Source organism: Rahnella victoriana, assembly GCF_004330295.1.
Lineage (GTDB): Bacteria > Pseudomonadota > Gammaproteobacteria > Enterobacterales > Enterobacteriaceae > Rahnella > Rahnella victoriana.
This window is the reverse complement of the sequence record NZ_SJOJ01000009.1, coordinates 166098-186786: the sequence shown is the minus strand read 5'-3', so window position 1 is coordinate 186786 and position 20689 is coordinate 166098. Positions and strand designations below refer to the sequence as shown.

The 20689-nt window shown below is 49.1% G+C and carries 12 protein-coding genes and 1 tRNA gene; 9 read left to right on the top strand and 4 right to left on the bottom strand.

Annotated elements, in window-relative coordinates:
- Positions 1–319: 319 nt before the first annotated feature.
- Positions 320–1276, top strand: a complete 957-nt coding sequence (locus EYY67_RS09940) for a LysR family transcriptional regulator (protein ID WP_205948383.1) — start codon at positions 320–322, stop codon at positions 1274–1276.
- 87 nt (positions 1277–1363) lie between these two features.
- Here EYY67_RS09940 and EYY67_RS09935 read toward each other — a convergent pair whose 3' ends face one another.
- The 3 genes from EYY67_RS09935 to pepA all read right to left on the bottom strand — a co-directional run bounded on the left by EYY67_RS09935 (position 1364) and on the right by pepA (position 6325).
- Complete coding sequence (locus EYY67_RS09935; protein WP_131693423.1) at positions 1364–4219, bottom strand: valine--tRNA ligase; 2856 nt, start codon at positions 4217–4219, stop codon at positions 1364–1366.
- Positions 4212–4697: a DNA polymerase III subunit chi gene (locus EYY67_RS09930; protein WP_095924500.1), complete on the bottom strand. Its 486-nt coding sequence runs from the start codon at positions 4695–4697 to the stop codon at positions 4212–4214. Before EYY67_RS09930 ends, EYY67_RS09935 begins: the two co-directional genes overlap by 8 nt.
- 116 nt (positions 4698–4813) lie before the next feature.
- Positions 4814–6325 (bottom strand): leucyl aminopeptidase, encoded by a 1512-nt coding sequence (pepA, locus tag EYY67_RS09925; protein ID WP_095924501.1) that lies wholly within the window; start codon positions 6323–6325, stop codon positions 4814–4816.
- A gap of 278 nt (positions 6326–6603) precedes the next feature.
- Here pepA and lptF point away from each other — a divergent pair, with 278 nt between their 5' ends.
- A complete protein-coding gene (gene lptF / locus EYY67_RS09915) occupies positions 6604–7698 on the top strand; it encodes an LPS export ABC transporter permease LptF (RefSeq protein WP_131693422.1) in 1095 nt (364 codons plus the stop codon).
- Positions 7698–8768: an LPS export ABC transporter permease LptG gene (gene lptG / locus EYY67_RS09910; RefSeq protein WP_095924503.1), complete on the top strand. Its 1071-nt coding sequence runs from the start codon at positions 7698–7700 to the stop codon at positions 8766–8768. The genes lptF and lptG overlap by 1 nt, the downstream gene beginning before the upstream one ends.
- A gap of 82 nt (positions 8769–8850) precedes the next feature.
- Here lptG and ampH read toward each other — a convergent pair whose 3' ends face one another.
- Positions 8851–9990, bottom strand: a complete 1140-nt coding sequence (gene ampH, locus EYY67_RS09905) for a D-alanyl-D-alanine-carboxypeptidase/endopeptidase AmpH (RefSeq protein WP_119822453.1) — start codon at positions 9988–9990, stop codon at positions 8851–8853.
- Positions 9991–10209: 219 nt separating this feature from the next.
- On the opposite strand from ampH, the gene EYY67_RS09900 reads away from it, so the two are divergent.
- The 6 genes from EYY67_RS09900 (at position 10210) to EYY67_RS09875 (ending at position 20689) form a co-directional block, all read left to right on the top strand.
- A tRNA-Leu gene (locus tag EYY67_RS09900) sits at positions 10210–10294 on the top strand.
- A 201-nt stretch (positions 10295–10495) separates the two neighbouring features.
- The gene (locus tag EYY67_RS09895; protein WP_131693421.1) at positions 10496–11749 is read left to right on the top strand and encodes a tyrosine-type recombinase/integrase; all 1254 of its coding nucleotides are present in this window, start codon (positions 10496–10498) and stop codon (positions 11747–11749) included.
- Between the two features lie 154 nt (positions 11750–11903).
- A complete protein-coding gene (locus tag EYY67_RS09890) occupies positions 11904–13814 on the top strand; it encodes a DUF262 domain-containing protein (RefSeq protein WP_131693426.1) in 1911 nt (636 codons plus the stop codon).
- Entirely contained in the window at positions 13807–15744 is a 1938-nt protein-coding gene (locus tag EYY67_RS09885; protein WP_131693420.1) for an ATP-binding protein, read from the top strand. The genes EYY67_RS09890 and EYY67_RS09885 overlap by 8 nt, the downstream gene beginning before the upstream one ends.
- A gap of 196 nt (positions 15745–15940) precedes the next feature.
- Positions 15941–18613, top strand: a complete 2673-nt coding sequence (locus EYY67_RS09880; protein WP_131693419.1) for a DNA methyltransferase — start codon at positions 15941–15943, stop codon at positions 18611–18613.
- A 66-nt stretch (positions 18614–18679) separates the two neighbouring features.
- On the top strand, positions 18680–20689 hold the full coding sequence (locus EYY67_RS09875; RefSeq protein WP_207391086.1) for a DEAD/DEAH box helicase: 2010 nt from the start codon (positions 18680–18682) through the stop codon (positions 20687–20689).

Here is a 20689-nt window from a genome sequence, read left to right as displayed (position 1 = left end):
GATATATCTATATGAATCATCTCCGATTTATATAAATTTTTTATTTTTATGCGCCAGGCGTGGATTTTAATTTAAGTTAGTTAAAGCTATAGTTTAGAAAATTTTATTTACTCACGTTAAATGCCACTGTATAGAATTCAGCATGCTGTCATTAGTACGCCTGCTAATTTATTTTGTTACCCATAATCATTCTATTCTTTCAGTGAAATGCATGTGATTTAATTGCCAGTTTGGAGACCAAAAATTGAAGATCTTGACTATGATTGATGTTGATAATACGAATTCCCGTATTTCACCAGAAATCAGGGGACTGGACAGGATGAAAGAAAACACACTCACCGATCGCTTTAAGATGGTGAAGAACTTTGACCTCAATCTTTTAACCACTTTTGAGGCTGTTTTCATTCATCGCAGCGGAACCAAAGCTGCAGATGCACTGGGTATCACCCCTTCAGCTGTCAGCCAGGCGCTCGGGCGTTTGCGTGTTCATTATAATGATGCGTTGTTTATCCGGGACGGAAAGGCACTGGCACCGACCACTGTCGCCATTGGAATACACGAAGGTCTGGCGGATGCGTACGATAATTTAGTGGCGAAACTGCAGAATATCTCGTTTGATTCCGTGCCGACCCGTCTTGTTGCCCATTGTTCAGCATATCTTTCTACTTTTACACTTAATGTCATGCGCAGCGTGCTGGATGAGATTGCGCCCGATTGTGAGATTGTTCACAGCATCAGTAATAACTCGATTACCGAAATTGAAGACGCGCTGATTTTCCGTAAAGCCGATATTATTTTTGACGTTCATCCGCATATCGGACATTCGCGCGTCAGTCAGCAAATATCCAGTGAGGTGCCGGTGGTCATTTGCCGTCAGCCACATCCGCGTCTCGACGGAACATTGAGTATTGAGCTGGCGCAGAATGAAACGTATACGTTTCTGGATTCCGAGAGCGCAAGCCTGTTGTCTAACCGTCTTGATGTGCATTCTATGATGAGACAGGAGCGGGTATGCCGGTTTATCAGCCCGTCCTTACTGACGATTATGTCGATGGTGGAAGCGTCCGATATGCTGGCTTTCGTGCCGGAACGTTTTTATGAAAAAATGAAAAATGCGTTCAATGTGCAGAAACTGGATGTCGATTTCACGATGCCGACTCAGCCGGTTTATATGGTGTACAACAAGGCCGCTCTGAATAACCAATTTTTTGCCACCCTGGTGAAAAAGATGCATGACATCTTTCAGCTGGAATTGCAGAGAAACGCCAAACGCTGAGCCGCGCGGAGAGAATAAAAAAGCCAGTCAGGTTTCCCCGACTGGCTTTTTTATTTACCGCACCTGAGTGATCAGGTGCGGTGGTGATTACAGCGCAGCGATCGTAGCTTTCTGTTCTGCCAGTTTCACTTTTGCATCACCGCAAGCGGCCAGACGTTCGCGTTCTTTAGCGACAACGGCTTCAGGCGCACGCGCCACAAAACCTTCGTTAGACAGCTTGCCTTCGATGGACGCGATCTCGCCATCCAGTTTCGCCATCTCTTTTTCCAGACGCGCCAGCTCGGCTTCTTTATCAATCAGACCTGCCATTGGGATCAGCAACTCAGCGCCTTCCACCAGTTTGGTGACAGACACCGGGCCTTTGTCGCCAGCCGGCAGAATGGTGATGGATTCCAGACGCGCCAGAGACTTAATGAAGCTCAGGTTCTGTTCCACACGACGCTGTGCATCGGCACTCGCGCCACGTAACAGCAGTTCCAGCGGCCTGGCCGGAGACAGATTCATCTCGGCACGCACGTTACGGATAGCGATGATCGCCTGTTTGATCCACTCGAGATCGGCCAGCGCCAGTTCGTCCGCTTTCGCTGCGTCAAATTCCGGGAAAGGCTGCAGCATGATGGTTTCCGCAGTAATGCCTTTCAGGGATTTCACTCGCTGCCAGATGGTTTCGGTGATGAACGGAATGATCGGATGCGCAAGACGCAGCAGACCTTCCAGCACTTCCACCAGCGTATGACGGGTGCCGCGCAGTTGTGCTTCGCTGCCCCCGTTCATGACCGGCTTGGTCAGCTCCAGATACCAGTCGCAGAACTGGTTCCAGGTGAATTCATACAGAATGCTGGCAGCCAGATCGAAGCGGTAGTTGTCCATCGCTTCACGGTAAGATTTCACTGTGCGGTTGTATTCGGCGAGGATCCAGCGGTCAGCCAGTGACAGCTCAAGTTCGCCACCGTTCAGGCCACAATCCTGATCTTCGGTATTCATCAGCACGAAGCGGCTGGCGTTCCACAGCTTGTTACAGAAGTTGCGGTAGCCTTCAAGACGCTTCATATCCCAGTTGATGTCACGGCCGGTAGACGCCAGTGCCGCCAGCGTGAAGCGCAGGGCATCAGTACCGTGCGGTTCGATGCCGTTCGGGAATTGCTTCTCGGTGCGCTTGCGGATTTTCTCTGCCAGCTGTGGCTGCATCATGTTGCCGGTACGTTTTTCCAGCAGGTCTTCCAGCGAGATACCGTCGATCATATCCAGCGGATCGATAACGTTACCTTTGGACTTGGACATTTTTTGTCCTTCGTCGTCGCGGATAAGACCGGTCATGTAAACGGTGTTGAACGGAACCTGTGGCTTGCCGTTTTCGTCTTTCACGAAGTGCATGGTCATCATGATCATGCGCGCGATCCAGAAGAAGATGATGTCAAAGCCACTCACCACGACGCTGGAAGGGTGGAATGCTTTCAGGTCAGGCGTTTGTTCCGGCCAGCCCAGCGTGGAGAATGTCCACAGACCGGAAGAGAACCAGGTGTCGAGCACGTCTTCGTCCTGCGTCAGCACAACGTCGGCGGCCAGATTATTTTCGCTGCGCACTTCCGCTTCGTCACGGCCAACAAACACGTTGCCTTCGGCGTCATACCACGCCGGAATGCGGTGTCCCCACCACAGCTGACGGGAAATACACCAGTCCTGAATGTCACGCATCCAGCTGAAGTACATGTTCTCGTATTGCTTCGGCACGAACTGAATGTCGCCTTGCTCAACGGCTTCGACCGCCACTTTCGCCAGCGGCGCAGTACGCACGTACCACTGGTCAGTCAGCATCGGCTCGATTACCACCCCACCACGGTCACCGTAAGGTACGGTCAGATCGTGAGGTTTGATTTCTTCCAGCAGACCGGCTTCGTCAAATGCAGTGACCACGGCTTTACGCGCGGCGAAACGTTCAAGGCCACGGAACTGCTCAGGGATCTGGTTGCTGCACGCGTCAGTTTCTTCGCCATTGGTGTCGAAAATTTCAGCGGTCTGGCGGATATCGCCATCGAACGTCAGGATGTTGATCATCGGCAGGCCGTGACGTTTACCGACTTCATAGTCGTTAAAGTCATGCGCAGGGGTGATCTTCACGCAGCCGGTGCCTTTTTCCATATCGGCATGTTCATCGCCAACAATCGGAATACGACGGCCTACCAGCGGCAGAATGATTTCTTTGCCGATCAGATCTTTATAACGCGGGTCTTCCGGGTTAACGGCCACGCCGGTATCACCGAGCACGGTTTCCGGACGGGTAGTGGCGACTACCAGATAATCTTTGCCTTCAGCGGTTTTCGCGCCGTCAGCCAGCGGATAACGCAGGTGCCACATGGAACCTTTGGATTCGCGGTTTTCGACTTCCAGATCAGAGATCGCGGTACGCAGTTTCGGATCCCAGTTCACCAGACGTTTGCCACGGTAAATCAGATCTTCTTTGTACAGACGCACGAACACTTCACGCACGGCGTTGGACAGACCTTCATCCATGGTGAAACGTTCACGTTCCCAGTCCACGGAGTCGCCCAGACGGCGCATCTGACGGGTAATGGTGCCACCGGATTCGGCTTTCCATTCCCAGATTTTATCGATAAACGCATCACGGCCGTAATCGTGACGGGTTTTGCCTTCTTCGGCCGCGATTTTACGCTCAACCACCATCTGCGTTGCGATACCCGCATGGTCAGTCCCCGCCTGCCACAGGGTGTTTTTACCCTGCATGCGCTGATAGCGGATCATGGCGTCCATGATGGTTTGCTGGAAAGCATGACCCATGTGCAAGCTGCCGGTCACGTTCGGCGGCGGGATCATGATGGCAAAGCTTTCTTTACTGGTATCACCATGCGGCTTGAAATAGCCCTGTTGTTCCCAGTGCTCGTAAAGCGGCTGCTCGATGTCTTGCGGGTTATATGTCTTATCCATTTCGCTTCGTATTTTCGTCGGTCGATGTGGTGACTGAGGGCGGCGTGGCCGTCGTCAAAGAGAAACCCACGCTGCGATAGGCTTTGTAGCGTTCGCGCGCAAGTTGTTTAAGGGAATCTTCGTAAGGAACGAAGTCTACCACTTCATGGAAAGCAGTAGCAAAATCTGCAAATTCTGGCAGCAGGCTGATCAGCAAGTCGCGCGGCGCATTGCCGCGTTTTCCCGGCCAGCATAATTCCACCGGCGCGCCAAAACGGGGGCCTTCGCCTGCCAGATTATGGGGCACAAAATGGCCGGGTTCGCGCTTCCATAACGCTTCATCCAGACGTTCAGCCTGTTTCTGATCTTCACAAGCTAGCAGAACACGTTTGCCCATCCGGTAACGTTCAGCGGCGACCTGACAGGCCAGAGCTTCGTGCGAGCTAAGCTCGCCACTGGCATCCGGCGCGTCGAGAAGAAAAAAGGTAGCCTGTTTCATGATGAGTTCACTGTGCTGCTGAGAAAAAAACAGGGGCGCAACTGGTGCGCCCGCCTGTGAAGGGTCTGGCGAACCAGACCCTGATAGTGAAGATTATATCTTATTTAACGCAGGAATCACTCATCGCCATCAAGGCCGGCGCGGTTGAGCAGGAACTGTGACAGCAACGCCACCGGACGACCGGTCGCGCCTTTGTTCTTGCCTGAACGCCACGCGGTACCGGCGATATCCAGATGTGCCCAGCTGTATTTGCGGGTGAAGCGCGACAGGAAGCAACCGGCGGTAATCGCACCGCCTGCACGGCCACCGATATTCGCCATATCCGCAAAATTAGAATCCAGCTGTTCCTGATATTCATCAGCCAGCGGCAGACGCCATGCGCGGTCGCCCGCCTGTTCGGACGCGCCGATCAGTTCATGGGCCAGCGGATTGTGGTTCGACAGCAAACCGGTGATGTGATGGCCGAGGGCAATCACGCACGCGCCGGTCAGCGTGGCGACGTCAATCACCAGCTCAGGATCGAAACGCTCGACGTAGGTCAGCGCATCGCACAATACCAGACGGCCTTCGGCATCGGTATTAAGCACTTCCACCGTTTGCCCGGACATGGTGGTCAGAATGTCGCCCGGACGGAATGCCTGACCGCCAGGCATGTTTTCACAGCCCGCCAGCACGCCAATCACGTTCAGCGGCAGATTCAGTTCAGCGACCACACGCATCGCGCCGTAAACCGCCGCGGCACCGCACATGTCGTACTTCATTTCATCCATGTCAGCGGCAGGTTTAATGGAAATACCGCCGGAGTCGAAGGTCAGACCTTTGCCGACGAGCACGATAGGCTTAGCGTCCGGATTAGGATTCCCTTTATATTCCATCACCGACATCAGCGATTCGTTTTTCGAACCCTGACCTACCGCCAGATAGGCATTCATTCCCAGCTCTTTCATCTGCTGCTCGCCGATAACGCGGGTCGTGATGTTAGTGCTGAACGCATCGGCAAGCTGACGCGCCTGTGACGCCAGATACGCGGCGTTACAGATGTTCGGAGGCATGTTGCCGAGATCTTTCGCCGCTTTGATACCGGCTGAGACCGCCAGACCGTGAGCAATGGCGCGTTCGCCGCTCGTCAGTTCACGGCGGGTTGGCACGTTGAAGACCATTTTACGCAGCGGACGGCGAGGTTCGGTTTTATTGCTTTTCAGCTGATCGAAGGTGTAAAGCGATTCTTTGGAGGTTTCGACCGCCTGACGCACTTTCCAGTAAGTATTACGCCCTTTAACGTGCAGCTCGGTGAGGAAGCAAACGGCTTCCATAGAACCGGTGTCGTTCAGGGTGTTAATGGTTTTCTGGATCACCTGTTTGTACTGGCGCTCATCCAGCTCGCGTTCTTTGCCACAACCAATCAGCAAAATGCGCTCTGAAAGAATATTTGGTACATGATGCAGTAACAGGGTCTGGCCCACTTTGCCTTCAAGTTCACCACGGCGAAGCAGGGCGCTGATGTAGCCATCACTGATTTTATCGAGCTGTTCGGCAATCGGTGACAGGCGGCGAGGTTCGAAAACGCCGACTACAATACAGGCACTGCGTTGTTTTTCCGGGCTACCGCTTTTTACGCTGAACTCCATGCACTCTCCTGAATCTTAAAGACAAGGGCGGGAGGTACGGCTAGAATGAGTCGCCGGAGACACTCTCCCGTCATTGTGTTAACGACCTGTGTTAACCTTAAACGGCGTTAGTTTTTATTTTGGCGGCTATAAGCAAGTTCCTATAGGACACCCCAATTCTCGGTGTTGTAATACTATTTTAGCTGCGAAGGTTGCCATATGATGAGAATAAATGACGGATTAGCGATGAAACTAGCGATTTTCCTTCAAAAAGACAAGTTTTCACAGGCGTATTAAGCGTGATCATCATTAGATATCTGGTTAGGGAAACCTTCAAGAGCCAATTTGCCATTCTGTTCATTTTGCTTCTTATCTTCTTCTGTCAGAAGCTGGTAAGAGTGCTCGGAGCAGCGGTCGATGGCGATATCCCAACAAATTTAGTTCTCTCTCTTCTGGGCCTTGGCGTTCCGGAAATGGCGCAGCTTATTCTGCCGCTCAGCCTGTTCCTTGGCCTGCTGATGACGCTCGGTAAACTGTATACCGACAGTGAAATCACAGTCATGCATGCCTGTGGTCTCGGAAAACGCTCTCTGGTCATCGCGGCACTGGTTCTGGCGTTATTTACGTCAATCTTCGCTGGCGTGAATGCCATCTGGCTCAGCCCGTGGTCGTCCAAACATCAGGATGAAGTGCTGGCGGAAGCCAAAGCGAACCCGAGCATGGCGGCGATGGTCGAAGGCCAGTTCCAGCAGGCGCAGAACGGCAATGCGGTTCTGTTTGTCGGCAGCGTCAAAGGTAAAGAATTCCATGACGTGTTCCTTGCGCAGTTGCGCCCGAACGGCAACCAGCGACCTTCAGTGGTGGTGGCCGACCGCGGGCACATGCTTCAGCGCGCCGACGGCTCGCAGCAAGTGATGCTCGATAAAGGGACGCGCTATGAAGGTACCGCGTTGTTACGTGACTTCCGCGTGACAGATTTCACCGACTATCTGGCGGTGATCGGCCATCAGGCCGTACAGCTTGACCCGAACCAGTCGGATCAGATGACCATGACGCAGCTCTGGAACTCCTCCGAGCCGGAAGCCCGCGCCGAGCTGAACTGGCGTTTTACGCTGATCGTCTCCGTATTTATCATGGCCTTGCTGGTGGTTCCGCTCAGCGTGGTGAACCCGCGTCAGGGACGTGTGCTCAGTATGCTGCCGGCGATCCTGCTGTATCTGATTTTCTTCCTGTTGCAAACCTCGCTGCGCTCTAACGGTGCCAAAGGTAAGCTGGATCCGATGCTCTGGATGTGGGGAACTAACCTGCTCTACTTCGCACTGGCACTGATTCTGAATGCATGGGATACCTTGCCGGTTCGTAAGGTCCGCGCGCGTCTGAGAGGAGTTGCCTGATGTTTGGCGTATTAGACCGTTACATCGGTCGCACGATTTTCAACACCATCATGATGACCTTGTTCATGCTGGTGTCACTCTCCGGCATCATCAAGTTTGTCGATCAGCTGCGTAAAGTCGGGCAGGGCGGATATTCTGCCGCCGGTGCAGGGTTATACACCTTGCTGAGCGTACCCAAGGATATCGAGATCTTCTTCCCGATGGCGGCGTTACTGGGTGCCTTACTGGGGCTGGGCACGCTGGCGACCCGCAGTGAGCTGGTGGTCATGCAGGCTTCCGGTTTCACCCGTATGCAGATTGCTGCCTCGGTGATGAAAACGGCGATCCCGCTGGTGCTGCTGACCATGGCGATTGGTGAATGGGTCGCGCCGCAGGGCGAACAGATGGCGCGTAACTACCGCGCACAACAGATGTACGGCGGTTCGCTGCTTTCGACTCAGAACGGTATCTGGGCGAAAGACGGTCACGACTTTATCTACATCGAACGCGTGGCCGGTGAAAAAGAGCTGACCGGCGTCAACATCTACCATTTCAACGAAGAGAACAAACTGCAGTCAGTGCGCTATGCCTCTTCCGCGACCTTTACGGATGGTGTGTGGAAACTCTCTCAGGTCGATGAATCTGACCTGACGGATAACCTGCAAATCACGGGTTCCCAGACGCTGACCGGCGTGTGGAAAACCAACCTGACGCCGGACAAACTGGGCGTCGTGGCGCTCGACCCGGATGCGCTGTCGATCAGCGGCCTGCATAACTACGTCAAATACCTGAAACAGAGCGGGCAGGAAGCCAAACGCTACCAGCTGAACATGTGGAGTAAAATCTTCTCGCCACTGTCTGTCGCGGTCATGATGCTGATGGCACTGTCATTCATCTTCGGTCCGCTGCGCAGCGTGCCGATGGGCGTGCGGGTAGTGACCGGTATCTGCTTCGGTTTCCTGTTCTACGTACTTGACCAGATATTCGGCCCGTTAAGCCTGGTTTATAACATTCCGCCGATCCTGGGCGCATTGCTGCCAAGCGGACTGTTCTTCGTCATCAGCATGTTCTTACTGCTGAGAAAACGTTAAACCTGCCGGTGCAGCGACAAAAAAAGCAGACCCCGTACAGCGGTCTGCTTTTTTTACGTCTGAAGAACGGCGAACGCCGCGATCAGATTTCGTTATTTCGTACCAGATCCGCCACCAGATCGTTCACGCCATCACTCATATTTTTAAACTTGGTCAGCTCGGTGCGGGTTACCACCACGAACACGCCGACACCGCGCTGCGGCACCATCGCGACATACGTGATAAAGCCACCGCCACCGCCGGTTTTCTGGATGATGCGTGGCAATAACGGCGTCGGCGCCATCGTCACCCAGCCCATTCCCAGCGAGTCCGCCATGCCCGGCACATCCATCCCTTTGAGCGAGACCAGATCTGTGCGCTTGTAATACATCTTCTGCGCCATATCCGCCGTGGTGGTGCGCTGCCCGAGGAACTGACGCATCCAGCGACCCATATCCGCAGGCGTGGAATAAAGCCCGCCGCTGCCTGCTGCCGCGATCGTGTTAATGCACGGACTCGGACGCAGGCCGACCATCAGCCGCGAACACTGGCTGGCATTCGGCGTCAGCGTGGTATCGGTCATGCCGAGCGGTTGCGTGATCTGCTCGCGCAGTAATTGGGTATAAGGCTGATTGGCGGCTTTCGACAAGGCATCAGATAGCAGGTCAAACGCCAGATTGGAGTAAGAGGCGCGGGCACCCGGCGGCACGGTCATTTTCGCGACACTCAGCCAGCTCCAGCGGTCACTTTTGGTCGGCCAGGTGAAGACGGCACGGTTCGCTGCACCGCCCGGTTGCTCACGCGGCAGACCGCTGGTGTGCGTCGCCAGATTCAGCAACGTAATCGGATTGGTGCCGCTGTAAGCCGGCACGCGCGCACCGGCGGGCGCATATTTACGCAGCGGGTCATTAATACTGACCTTGCCCTGCTGCGCCATTTTCACCAGCACTTCACTGGTGATCAGCTTGGTCAGCGAGGCGATACGCACCACGGAGTCTTCACGCGGACGGATATCGGAACCGGGGCGGGTCTCCCCGAAACTGCGAAATACCTGCTGATTGTTATCAACGACCACCAGCGCCATTCCCATTGCACCGCTGCCGTAAAAGATGTGTTCTGCATGGTCATCCACGACCTGCGACGCAAGACGCGCATTCTGCTGCGCGTGGCTCCATAAAGGCGTACTGGCGAAGGCCAGCGCGAGGAGCGAAAGTGAGAGTTTTTTCAACAAACGGGTATCCATCAACAGGGCAAAATCTCTTCGTGATTTGTATACTAATGCGAAGTTTGAGAAACGGCATCGGAAAAACGCAGGCAAACGGAAGATTTTTGTCAGCAAATTCCCACTGCGTTGCGGAGTATGTCTGTTTTTTCAACACTTAAACCTGACAAGGCGGGATAACTATTGCGTGACCCGCTGGGCTGGGTATAATGCCCACGTTTTCCGCATACTACTTTCAGTGCCGAAGTGGCGAAATCGGTAGACGCAGTTGATTCAAAATCAACCGCCGCAAGGTGTGCCGGTTCGAGTCCGGCCTTCGGCACCATTAGTATGAAAATTAAGTCACCCACGGGTGGCTTTTTTTATGTCTAAAATCCAGTCTCTGCAAGGCTTTGCCCCGCTTTTTCACTCAACCTAAGTCAACCTGATTCAATCTACATCAACTTACTGATGCGGGTACAACTGCGGGTATATCCCGGTTCGATAATGTTTGTACCCACACAGAACCCTTGAAAGGATACTCATCATGGCTCTGAGTGATGTGAAGGTTCGTTCGGCTAAGCCTGAAGCAAAAGCCTATAAACTTACTGACGGCGACGGTATGGTTTTGTTGGTTCACCCTAACGGCTCCAAATACTGGCGTTTCCGCTTTCGCGGCAAGCAACACCTGATGGCCTTTGGCGTATACCCAGAGACATCTCTGGCTGATGCCAGACATAAAAGAGAAGCTGCCAGAAAACTGGTTGCCGCTGGGATTGATCCTCGCGAACAAAAACGTGCAGTAAAAGAAGAACAGGCTAAAGAGGTCATCACTTTTGAATCTGTTGCCAGAGACTGGCACGCCAGCAATCAAAAGTGGTCTGAGTCGCATAGCGGCCGTGTTCTTAAAAGTCTCGAAGATAATTTGTTCGATGCTATTGGTAAGCGGAATATCGCTGAGTTAAAAACAAGGGATTTACTGATTCCCATTAAAGCCGTAGAGATGTCTGGACGTCTTGAGGTGGCGGCGCGTCTACAGCAACGAACAACAGCAATTATGCGATTCGCTGTGCAAAGCGGTTTAATCGACTATAACCCCGCACAAGAGAGCGCTGGAGCAGTTGCCACTGCTAAACGACAGCATCGTGCTGCGCTAGAACTTAATCGCATTCCTGAATTACTTCATCGTATCGACACATATACCGGCAGACCACTAACACGCTTAGCTGTCGAGCTGACGTTGTTAGTCTTCATTCGATCTAGTGAGTTACGTTTTGCTCGCTGGTCAGAAGTCGATTTTGAAACTGCTATGTGGACGATTCCGGGGGAACGTGAACCACTGGAAGGTGTGAAGCATTCACATCGAGGATCGAAGATGCGTACTCCTCATCTTGTTCCTTTATCACGTCAGGCTCTGGTCATTCTGGAAAAGATCAAAAGCATGAGTGGAAATCGTGAGCTGATTTTCGTAGGTGATCACGATCCGCGTAAGCCGATGAGTGAAAACACGGTGAATAAAGCTCTGCGGGTGATGGGCTATGATACGAAGGTTGAGGTTTGCGGGCATGGTTTCAGGACTATGGCATGTAGTTCATTGATTGAGTCGGGATTGTGGTCGAAGGATGCGGTAGAGCGGCAGATGAGTCACCAAGAACGTAACTCTGTGCGTGCGGCTTATATTCATAAGGCTGAACACCTGGGGGAGCGTAGGCTGATGGTGCAGTGGTGGGCGGATTATCTGGATGCGAATCGGCAGAAGGGGGTTAGTCCGTTTGATTTTGCTAAGTTGAATAAGGGCTGATTAAAAGGGTTTCTATAAGGCGCGCCTCAGGCATGCCTTATTTTTTTGCTAATTTTGGTGTTTGCAAGTTATTGACTCAGCTGTGCCACTGCAGATTTTGCAACGCACTGATTTTGAACGAGGGTCAAAGACACTGCTCCGCGAGCAGTGCATAATACAGCTATTAATCATTAGTACGGTTTCGTCTGATATGAGCACAATCACTCCCCACTACCGTAACGTACAGCAGTTGCTGCAAAGCCAATCCTTTTCTATCGATGAGTATCAGCGTGAGTACAAGTGGGAGAAGGAGAACATTGACGAGCTGCTGTCTGATCTTCAGGGGAAATTCTTTAACTACTACAAGCAGGGTGATCAAACCAGCGCTATTAGTAACTATGGAGAGTATTTTCTTGGTTCTATCATTGTCAGCAAACGCAACAACAAAAATTACTTGATCGATGGTCAGCAGCGAGTCACCTCTTTGACATTGTTGCTGATTTGCCTGTACCGATCTGCCGAGGAACAGAGGCTGCCGGTAGCCCAAACCTTAGCCCCACTTATTTTCAGCGACAACCTCGGTAATCCCAAGTTCAACCTCGATATCTCTGAGCGACTTCCTGTTATCAATGCCCTATTCAAGGGGGAAGCGTTCAATCCGGATGGTAAGGATGAATCCATACAAACCATGTACGCCCGTTATAGCGATATTGAAGCAAACGACCTGATGGCAGAGATAGGAAATTCATTGCCGCATTTCATCTACTGGTTGTTGACACGGGTAGGTTTGATAGAGATTGCCACTGATAACGACAGTTATGCTTATGCCATTTTTGAAACGATGAATGATCGGGGTAAGCCGCTTAGTCCGGTAGATATGTTGAAGGCATATTTATTGGCTCCGATTGAAGAACAGAATGCGCGACTACAGGCCAATCAAATCTGGAAACAGCAAGTCCTGGAATTGATCTCCTGGGGAGGGGAGCACGAACCGGAGCGAGATGCCAACTGTATTAAGGCGTGGTTACGGGCACAGTACGCAGAAAGTATCCGTGAACGTAAAGCGGGATCGGTTGATAAAGATTGGGAGTTGATCGGTTCAGTTTTTCACCGCTGGGTACGAGAAAACAACTCTCGCTTGGGTTTGGGTAAAGCTCAGGAAAATCAGAATATGATGGCTGTAAGCTTTCCATTTTTTGCCAAAGCGTACCGGCGTATCCTAAACAGCAGCAAGCATTACACACCGAAGCTACGAGCGGTCTACTACAACGCTCACAATGATTTTACTTGGCAGAATACGGTGCTCCTGGCATCGTTGATAGAAACTGACGACGACGAGACCGTGGACCGTAAACTGGCGGTCACAGCTACTTATTTGGACATCTGGTTGATGCGTCGAGTAGTGAATTATGTCCGGGTTGGATACTCTAGTGTGTCTTACGCTATGTGGTTATTGTGCCGGGATATCAGGCGTAAACCGCTATCGGAGTTGGTAGCTATCCTCCAGAAGAAACTGGCAGATGATGATGTTACGTTCTCCGGCTACGCAGTAAAAGGACGAACGGGTATTGATGGTTTAGGGCTCAATCAATTCAGTCGCCGTTATATCTACCATTTGCTAGCACGACTGACAGAAGCAACTGAGATCGGTGCAGGGCGTACTGAGACATTTGATCGGTTGGTGGACCGTACTCTCAAGAACCCATTCGACATCGAACATATCTGGGCTGATGATTACGAAATCGTGAAAGATCATTTCAGTACTGAGCAGGAATTTCAAGATTGGCGCAATCATGTTGCGTCACTTTTACTCTTACCAGCAGATGTTAACCGGAGTTTGCAGGACAAACCGTTTCCCATGAAGCGGGTGCACTATGCCAAACAGAACTTCTTTGCCGCAAGTTTGGACTCCAGTGTTTACGAACATCAGCCACAGTTTCAGCAGTTTACTACCCAATATGAGTTGCCTTTCAAATTCGCTGAGGTATTCGATAAAGCGGAACAACAGGTACGCCGGAAACTGATTGCGGGATTAGTAGAATTAATTTGGTCACCGAATCGTTTATGTGAGGCCGCCCATGTCTGAGCAACCACTACAGAACTCGCTTTTTGAGGACGATTACCTGCTACGGGAACTTGGGCAGGTAGCACATGTTCCACAGGTCGCTTTAACAGAGTTAGTTGCTAACGCCTGGGATGCCGGAGCGTCACGAGTAGACTTGGTTTTACCTACCGAAATAGGTGGAATATTGACTGTGACAGACGATGGTCATGGTATGACCCCGGAGCAATTTAAAAAGCGCTGGATGACTTTGCGCTACACCCGCGAGAAGTATCAAGGTTTCAATGTAGAGTTCCCTACCGGACGAACTGCCCGCCCGCGAAAGGCTTACGGTCGCAATGGCATTGGTCGCCATGGCTTGCTTTGTTTTGCTGACGAATACGAAGTGAAAACCTGGCGCGATGGTATTTTGGCAACCTTCGTTGTTGGCACCGGAGCTGGTTCTAGTCCTTTCGTGTGTCGTAGTGAGACTGAGGAGAAACACATAGGCTCCGGTACACGATTGCAGGTACAGGTAACACGCAAACTGCCAGATGCCGATGAAATACTCACTGTATTATCCGCCCGCTTCATCCACGATCCTGAATTCGAGGTGCGTGTTAATGGCAAGTTACGACCCTTTACTGAGATTGATGGGCGAATAAGTGAAGAGACCTTGTGCCTCAGTGCAGGACGTCATGCCAAAGTGATTGTCATCGACTCAACTCGTCTGAATCATTCTTCTTTGCACCAAGGAATCGCATTTTGGGTACAACATAGATTAGTTGGAACCCCGTCATGGGCGGTTGGACAGATAGCCAATTTCGACGGACGTACACGCTTTGCCCGGCGTTACAAGGTTATCGTTGATACAGAAGGTTTCGAATCTGATGTTGAACAAGACTGGACCGCTTTTTGTCCCACTGATTCTGTAAATGAATTATATCAGGCTACCGCTGAGCACATTCGTGATGTTGCACAAAGGCTTGCTGTGGAATTTACTGAAATTACATCAGAGGATGCTCTGATGCAAAACCGCTCAGAGTTAGCAACCTTGGGTCAGGGGGCCCGCTTGGGAGTGGCTGAATTCACTACAGCGGTAGCTCAAGAGCATCCGACTGTCTCCCCAGAATTTCTTGCCACAGCAGTTAAGGCGCTTATTCATCTTGAAAAGACCAAGAGCGGAGCCGCATTACTGGAAAAGCTTGCTACTTTGCAGCACGACGATATAGAGGGTTTAGATCGGTTACTGGCTGAATGGACAGTCAAGGACGCGTTGCGGGTCCTTGATGAAATTGACAGTCGACTCAGCGTGGTAGAAACAATTCAGCGTTTGGCTGATGATCCTGATACGGATGAGTTACACACTCTACATCCATTGATTTTACGTTCTCGTTGGTTGTTTGGTCCTGAATTCGAATCGCAGGAATATTGCTCGAATATGACATTACAATCTGTAGCCCGCGAACTATTCAAAAGCCCTGGTGCTCAATTTATAAACGAGCGCAATCGTCCTGATATTGTAGTTTTGCCTGAAAAAACAACGTGGCAAATGACTGGCATCGAGTCATTTGATCCAGTAGATGTGTCTCTTGTTCAAATGCAACAGGTTTTGGTAATTGAACTGAAGAAAGGCGGATTTGAGCTCACAAGAAAAGAGGTGAATCAAGCTGATGGCTATGTACAGGACATTGCAGCATCAGGTTTGATAACAGGAACACCATTTATTAACGCTTGGGTCGTTGGGCAAAAGGTTGCGGCTGGTGTTGCCCGTGAGAAAGTTGTTGGTGATGGAGAACGCAATCCGTATGGGAGAGTTCGCGCTACGACTTTCGGTTCTTTGGTTGGAACAGCTAATGCACGATTGATGAAACTACGCCATGTTTTGGCAGACAGGTACGAAAGCACATCTACAGATGACCTTATCAATCGAGTGTTATGTCAACCCGTTCAGTCAGGCTTGAAATTCAAATAAGCATGAAAAGAATTTACTTCACCTCAGCGGACAAATTATATCTGCACTATGGAGCTTGTTCATCGCTGAGGGTTGGCGTCGCTGAGGTTAATATGCTGCCTTACAAGGTTGAGCACCTTTAAGGTTTAGACCTTCTGCATTTTTTTAACCCATTACAACTGTTATTAAAAAGCTGACATACCCTAAAGGATTACTGATGGCCGTTAATCAGGCAAAAATATTTGAACAACTCGAGCAACTTACCCGTGAATTGGACCGTGATGAGTTCATTTATGGTTTTATGGCAGCCTTTGACTTTCCTAAAGCAACGATCACACAGGTTCGACAAGGTAGTAGCCGTAATATCGCAAAGGAAGCCGGTCATGTTGGTTTGAAAAATAAACTCTATTTTCAAAGCCTCAATGACAAAGAAGACCTTGATGAGGCTTTTGAGCGACGTATCACTGATCCAGTCATAGCGAAAAACAAGATACGTTTTGTATTAGTTACTGATTATGTTCGATTTTTAGCGTGGGATACATGTAGTAAAGAGAGACTCGATATTGAGCTAGATGAACTTTATAGCAACTATGGCTTTTTCTTACCTTTAGCTGGTTTAGAAAAGGCAATTATAAGTAGTGAGAACCCAGCAGATGTTAAAGCTGCAGAGAAGATGGGCAAGCTGTTTGATCTCATTCGTGTTCACAATGATCTCAGTAAACCAGAAGATATTCATGCGCTTAACGTCTTCCTGACACGTTTGTTATTCTGTCTTTTCGCCGAAGATACAGGTATTTTTGAACCAGCTCAGTTCACCTCTGCCATCAAGAGTTACACCGAGGAGGATGGTAGTGATCTAGATACATTCCTGTATCAATTATTCACCGTTCTTAAGGCAGCTCCAAATAGCCTGCCACGACAAAAGATACCTACTCACTTAGCGGCTTTTCCCTATGTAAATGGTGGGCTTTTTTCCACTGACGAGCCTATTCCAGAACTAGGAAAAAAAGGCCGTAAGATGCTGCTTGAATGTGGCACGATGGACTGGAGTGAAATAAACCCTGATATTTTCGGAAGTATGTTCCAGGCGGTGATTGACGTCGAGCAACGTAGTCGTTTGGGGCAGCATTACACGTCATATAGCAATATCATGAAGGTAATAAAACCTTTATTTCTAGATCCTTTGGAAAATGAACTTAATAAACAATGTCGTAGCGCGAAGGGTTTAAAGGCTCTACTAGTTCGTTTGTCCGAAATAAAGATATTTGATCCTGCATGTGGTTCAGGTAATTTCCTAATCGTATCTTACAAAGAACTACGCAAGTTAGAGATGAAAATCATTGATGCCCTTAAAGAACTGGAACCACAAGGTTTTTCGATGAGTGGGCTACATCTTTCACAATTTTATGGTATCGAAATTGACGACTTCGCTTGCGAAATAGCACGGTTATCCCTCTGGCTGGCCGAACATCAATTAAACAGCCAGTGGGAACAAGCGTTTGGTTTTGCTCCACCTGCATTGCCTTTGCGTGAGAGTGGAAATATCAAAAGTGGCAATAGCTTGCGACTTAACTGGAGTAATATCTGCCCTAAAGAAACTGACGATGAAGTGTATGTCATCGGCAATCCGCCATTTTTAGGCACTCAGGGGCGGTCTGAGGAGCAAAAAATGGACATGCAACTTGTGTTCAGTAACTTTGGACCTTTAGGAACTCTTGATTATGTTGCTTCATGGTTTTGGAAAGGAGCCCAATATATTTGTAATAGTAAAGCTGAATTAGCATTAGTGGCAACAAATTCCATCTGCCAGGGAGAGCAAGTAGCAATATTGTGGCCATCACTTTTTAAACTTGGGCTAAACATCCATCTCGCTTATCCAACATTTACTTGGGCGAATAATGCACGTGACAAAGCTGCCGTGCATGTAATCATTGTAGGGCTATCCAGCCAATCCAAAATGCATCGCCTCTATCAATTCGTCGAAGGGGAGTGGCATAGTAGGTTAGTGAACAATATCAGCCCATACTTAATAGAAGGAAATACTCTCGTTGTAGCGCCGCAAAGTAAGCCTATTTCTAAAGAAGTGCTTCCTATGGTTCGAGGAAATATGCCGTACGAAGGAGGGCATCTGCTTTTAAATAGACAAGAATATGATGAAATTTTAAAGCATGAGCCCCAAGCATCTAAATGGATAAAAAAAGTCATGGGTGCAGAGGAGTTTTTAAATTCAAAAGAGCGCTGGTGTCTGTGGCTTGTTGATGCAACCCCTGATGATTTAAAGTCTATGCCATTAGTCCTTGAACGAGTCAATAAAGTAGCAGAGGTAAGAAAACGTAACTCTGACAAAAGCGTTCAAAAATTAGCATGTAGACCTCATCAGTTCAGAGATATAAACAACCCAAAGAGTTACATTCTTGTTCCGGGTGTATCATCTGAGCGTAGGACGTATATACCAATTGGTTTTTTTTGCGGGGATGTAATTAGTACTAACAAGAATTTTATCCTTCCTGAAGGATCACTTTACGAGTTTGGAATTCTGACTTCAATCATTCATAACGATTGGATGCGGTTAGTTTCAATGCGGCTAGAGAGCCGATACAGCTATGGCAATAAAGTAGTGTATAACACTTTTCCTTGGCCAGATGTTACCAATGCTCAACGCAAAGAGATTGAAATATTAGCTGAGGAAGTCATTCTGACTCGTGAGGAATTCCCTGGCCAGACCTTGGCTGAGCTATATGATCCTGACAAGATGCCATCTGAGTTACTAACTGCACATCAGGCACTTGATAAAGCAGTCGATAGGCTTTATCGGGAGCGCCCATTTAAAGATGCTGCCGACCGGTTAAGCTATCTGTTAGCCCGCTATGAAAAATTAGCTCAAAAGTGATACTAAGTTTGCGGATGTTATGAATTCACAATAGCTAAAAGTATTCAGTAAATTTAAGGACTTATGATGAATAATCTTTTACATGTCGAGTATGGTCAAACAGGTCAAAGTTCTAGCCTTAACTCAATGGGTATGCGTGAAATGCAAGCCCGTGCTTTTGCTGAGCGTGGTAGCCAGTATCTTTTGATCAAAGCCCCACCGGCGTGTGGAAAATCGCGTGCACTTATGTTTCTTGGCTTGGATAAGCTGGAACATCAGAATTTGCGCAAGGTGATAGTCGCGGTCCCGGAAAAATCTATCGGGGGTTCATTTCAAGATACTAAGCTCAGTGAATATGGTTTTTTCGCTGACTGGATTGTTAAACCGGAAAATAACCTATGCGTAGATGGAGGTGAGTCGGGTAAGGTCAAAGCTTTCCAGCGGTTTATGACCAGTTATGACAAGATTCTTGTGTGTACTCACGCAACCTTGCGTTTTGCTTTTGAAAAATTAGCAGTGACTGATTTTGATAATTGTCTTGTAGCTATTGATGAGTTCCACCATGTTTCAGCCGACGGTGATAACCGCTTGGGTAGCCTCATAGATGATTTGATGAAAAAATCAAGTGCGCACATTATCGCTATGACTGGCTCTTACTTTCGGGGCGATACGGTGCCTATCTTGTTGGCCGAAGATGAAGCATTGTTCACAAAGGTTACTTATACCTACTATGAGCAGCTAAACGGTTACCAATACTTGAAATCCTTGGGTATTGGCTATCACTTTTACCAAGGTCCTTACATCGAAGCTTTACCCTCAGTTCTTGATGCCAGTAAGAAAACTATAATTCATATTCCAAATGTTAACTCTGGTGAATCCACTAAGGATAAGCATGGAGAAGTAGATGCTATTCTGGATGTTTTGGGAAATGTGTTAAAACGTGACTCGGCCACAGGTGTATACCATATTGAGGCTAAAGATGGACGTTTGCTTAAATTAGCTAATCTGGTCGATGATAACCCCATTGAAAGGCCAAAAATCCAAGCCTATCTGCGTAATATCAAAACTGCCGATGACATAGACATCATCATCGCGTTGGGTATGGCCAAAGAAGGTTTTGATTGGCCATTCTGTGAACATGTTTTGACCATCGGTTACCGTAGTTCGTTAACAGAAATTGTACAGATTATTGGCCGTGCCACACGCGATTGTATTGGCAAAAAACATGCGCAGTTCACCAACTTAATTGCCCAGCCAGATGCGCAGGATGATGATGTGAAATCATCGGTCAACAACATGCTAAAAGCGATTACGACCTCGTTATTAATGGAACAGATTCTTGCCCCCAGTATCCAGTTCAAACCTCGTTCGCAATGGGACGGAAAACCACTACCGCCGAATACCTTATTAGTTGACGATTCATCAAGCACACCTGTATCTCAAAAAGTGCTCGACATTCTTAATGGCGACAAGAATGAGATTATGGCCACGTTAATGGCTAACGAACAAACGGTAAAAGAAGCAATCAGTGAAACCACACCTTCTGAGACTATCACTCAGGTGGCATTGCCTGCAGTGATTCAAACTCTTTACCCTGACTTGACTGAAGAAGAACAAGAACAAATAAGGCAGGGTATCCTACAAAGTATGCTAATTACTCAGCAAGGTGGATTGTTCGAGGGTGAAGACCTGCCACCTGATGCCGTAATAGACATGGGAGATAATTCTGGGATGGAATCCAGTTCAAGCGTTGTTGGAAAACAGTTTCTTAAAATGGGCGAGAAGTTCCTTTGCATAGACAATCTTGATATAGATCTGATTGATTCTATTAATCCATTTCATGGCGCTTATGAGATCCTCTCTAAATCGGTTACGGCTCCTATGCTGAAAACCATTCAGGAGGCTGTCAGTGCCAGTAAATCTCAAGTTTCTGAAGAGGAAGCTGTAATCCTTTGGCCGAAGATTAAACAATTCAAAAAAGAGCACGGACAAGAACCATCGTTGAACTCAAGTGACCCGATTGAAGTACGGTATGCGGAAGCTTTAGCGTTTATACGTAAGATGAAACAGCAACAGATGGCAAAAAAGGGACAGTAA

Excerpts from the sequence above, each read along its gene's own strand:
- pepA (WP_095924501.1), bottom strand. The coding sequence starts at position 6,325 with ATGGAGTTCAGCGTAAAAAGCGGTAGCCCGGAAAAACAACGCAGTGCC.
- EYY67_RS09895 (WP_131693421.1), top strand. The coding sequence starts at position 10,496 with ATGGCTCTGAGTGATGTGAAGGTTCGTTCGGCTAAGCCTGAAGCAAAA.
- EYY67_RS09935 (WP_131693423.1), bottom strand. The coding sequence starts at position 4,219 with ATGGATAAGACATATAACCCGCAAGACATCGAGCAGCCGCTTTACGAG.
- EYY67_RS09880 (WP_131693419.1), top strand. The coding sequence starts at position 15,941 with ATGGCCGTTAATCAGGCAAAAATATTTGAACAACTCGAGCAACTTACC.
- lptG (WP_095924503.1), top strand. The coding sequence starts at position 7,698 with ATGTTTGGCGTATTAGACCGTTACATCGGTCGCACGATTTTCAACACC.
- EYY67_RS09930 (WP_095924500.1), bottom strand. The coding sequence starts at position 4,697 with ATGAAACAGGCTACCTTTTTTCTTCTCGACGCGCCGGATGCCAGTGGC.
- ampH (WP_119822453.1), bottom strand. The coding sequence starts at position 9,990 with ATGGATACCCGTTTGTTGAAAAAACTCTCACTTTCGCTCCTCGCGCTG.
- EYY67_RS09940 (WP_205948383.1), top strand. The coding sequence starts at position 320 with ATGAAAGAAAACACACTCACCGATCGCTTTAAGATGGTGAAGAACTTT.
- EYY67_RS09885 (WP_131693420.1), top strand. The coding sequence starts at position 13,807 with ATGTCTGAGCAACCACTACAGAACTCGCTTTTTGAGGACGATTACCTG.
- EYY67_RS09875 (WP_207391086.1), top strand. The coding sequence starts at position 18,680 with ATGAATAATCTTTTACATGTCGAGTATGGTCAAACAGGTCAAAGTTCT.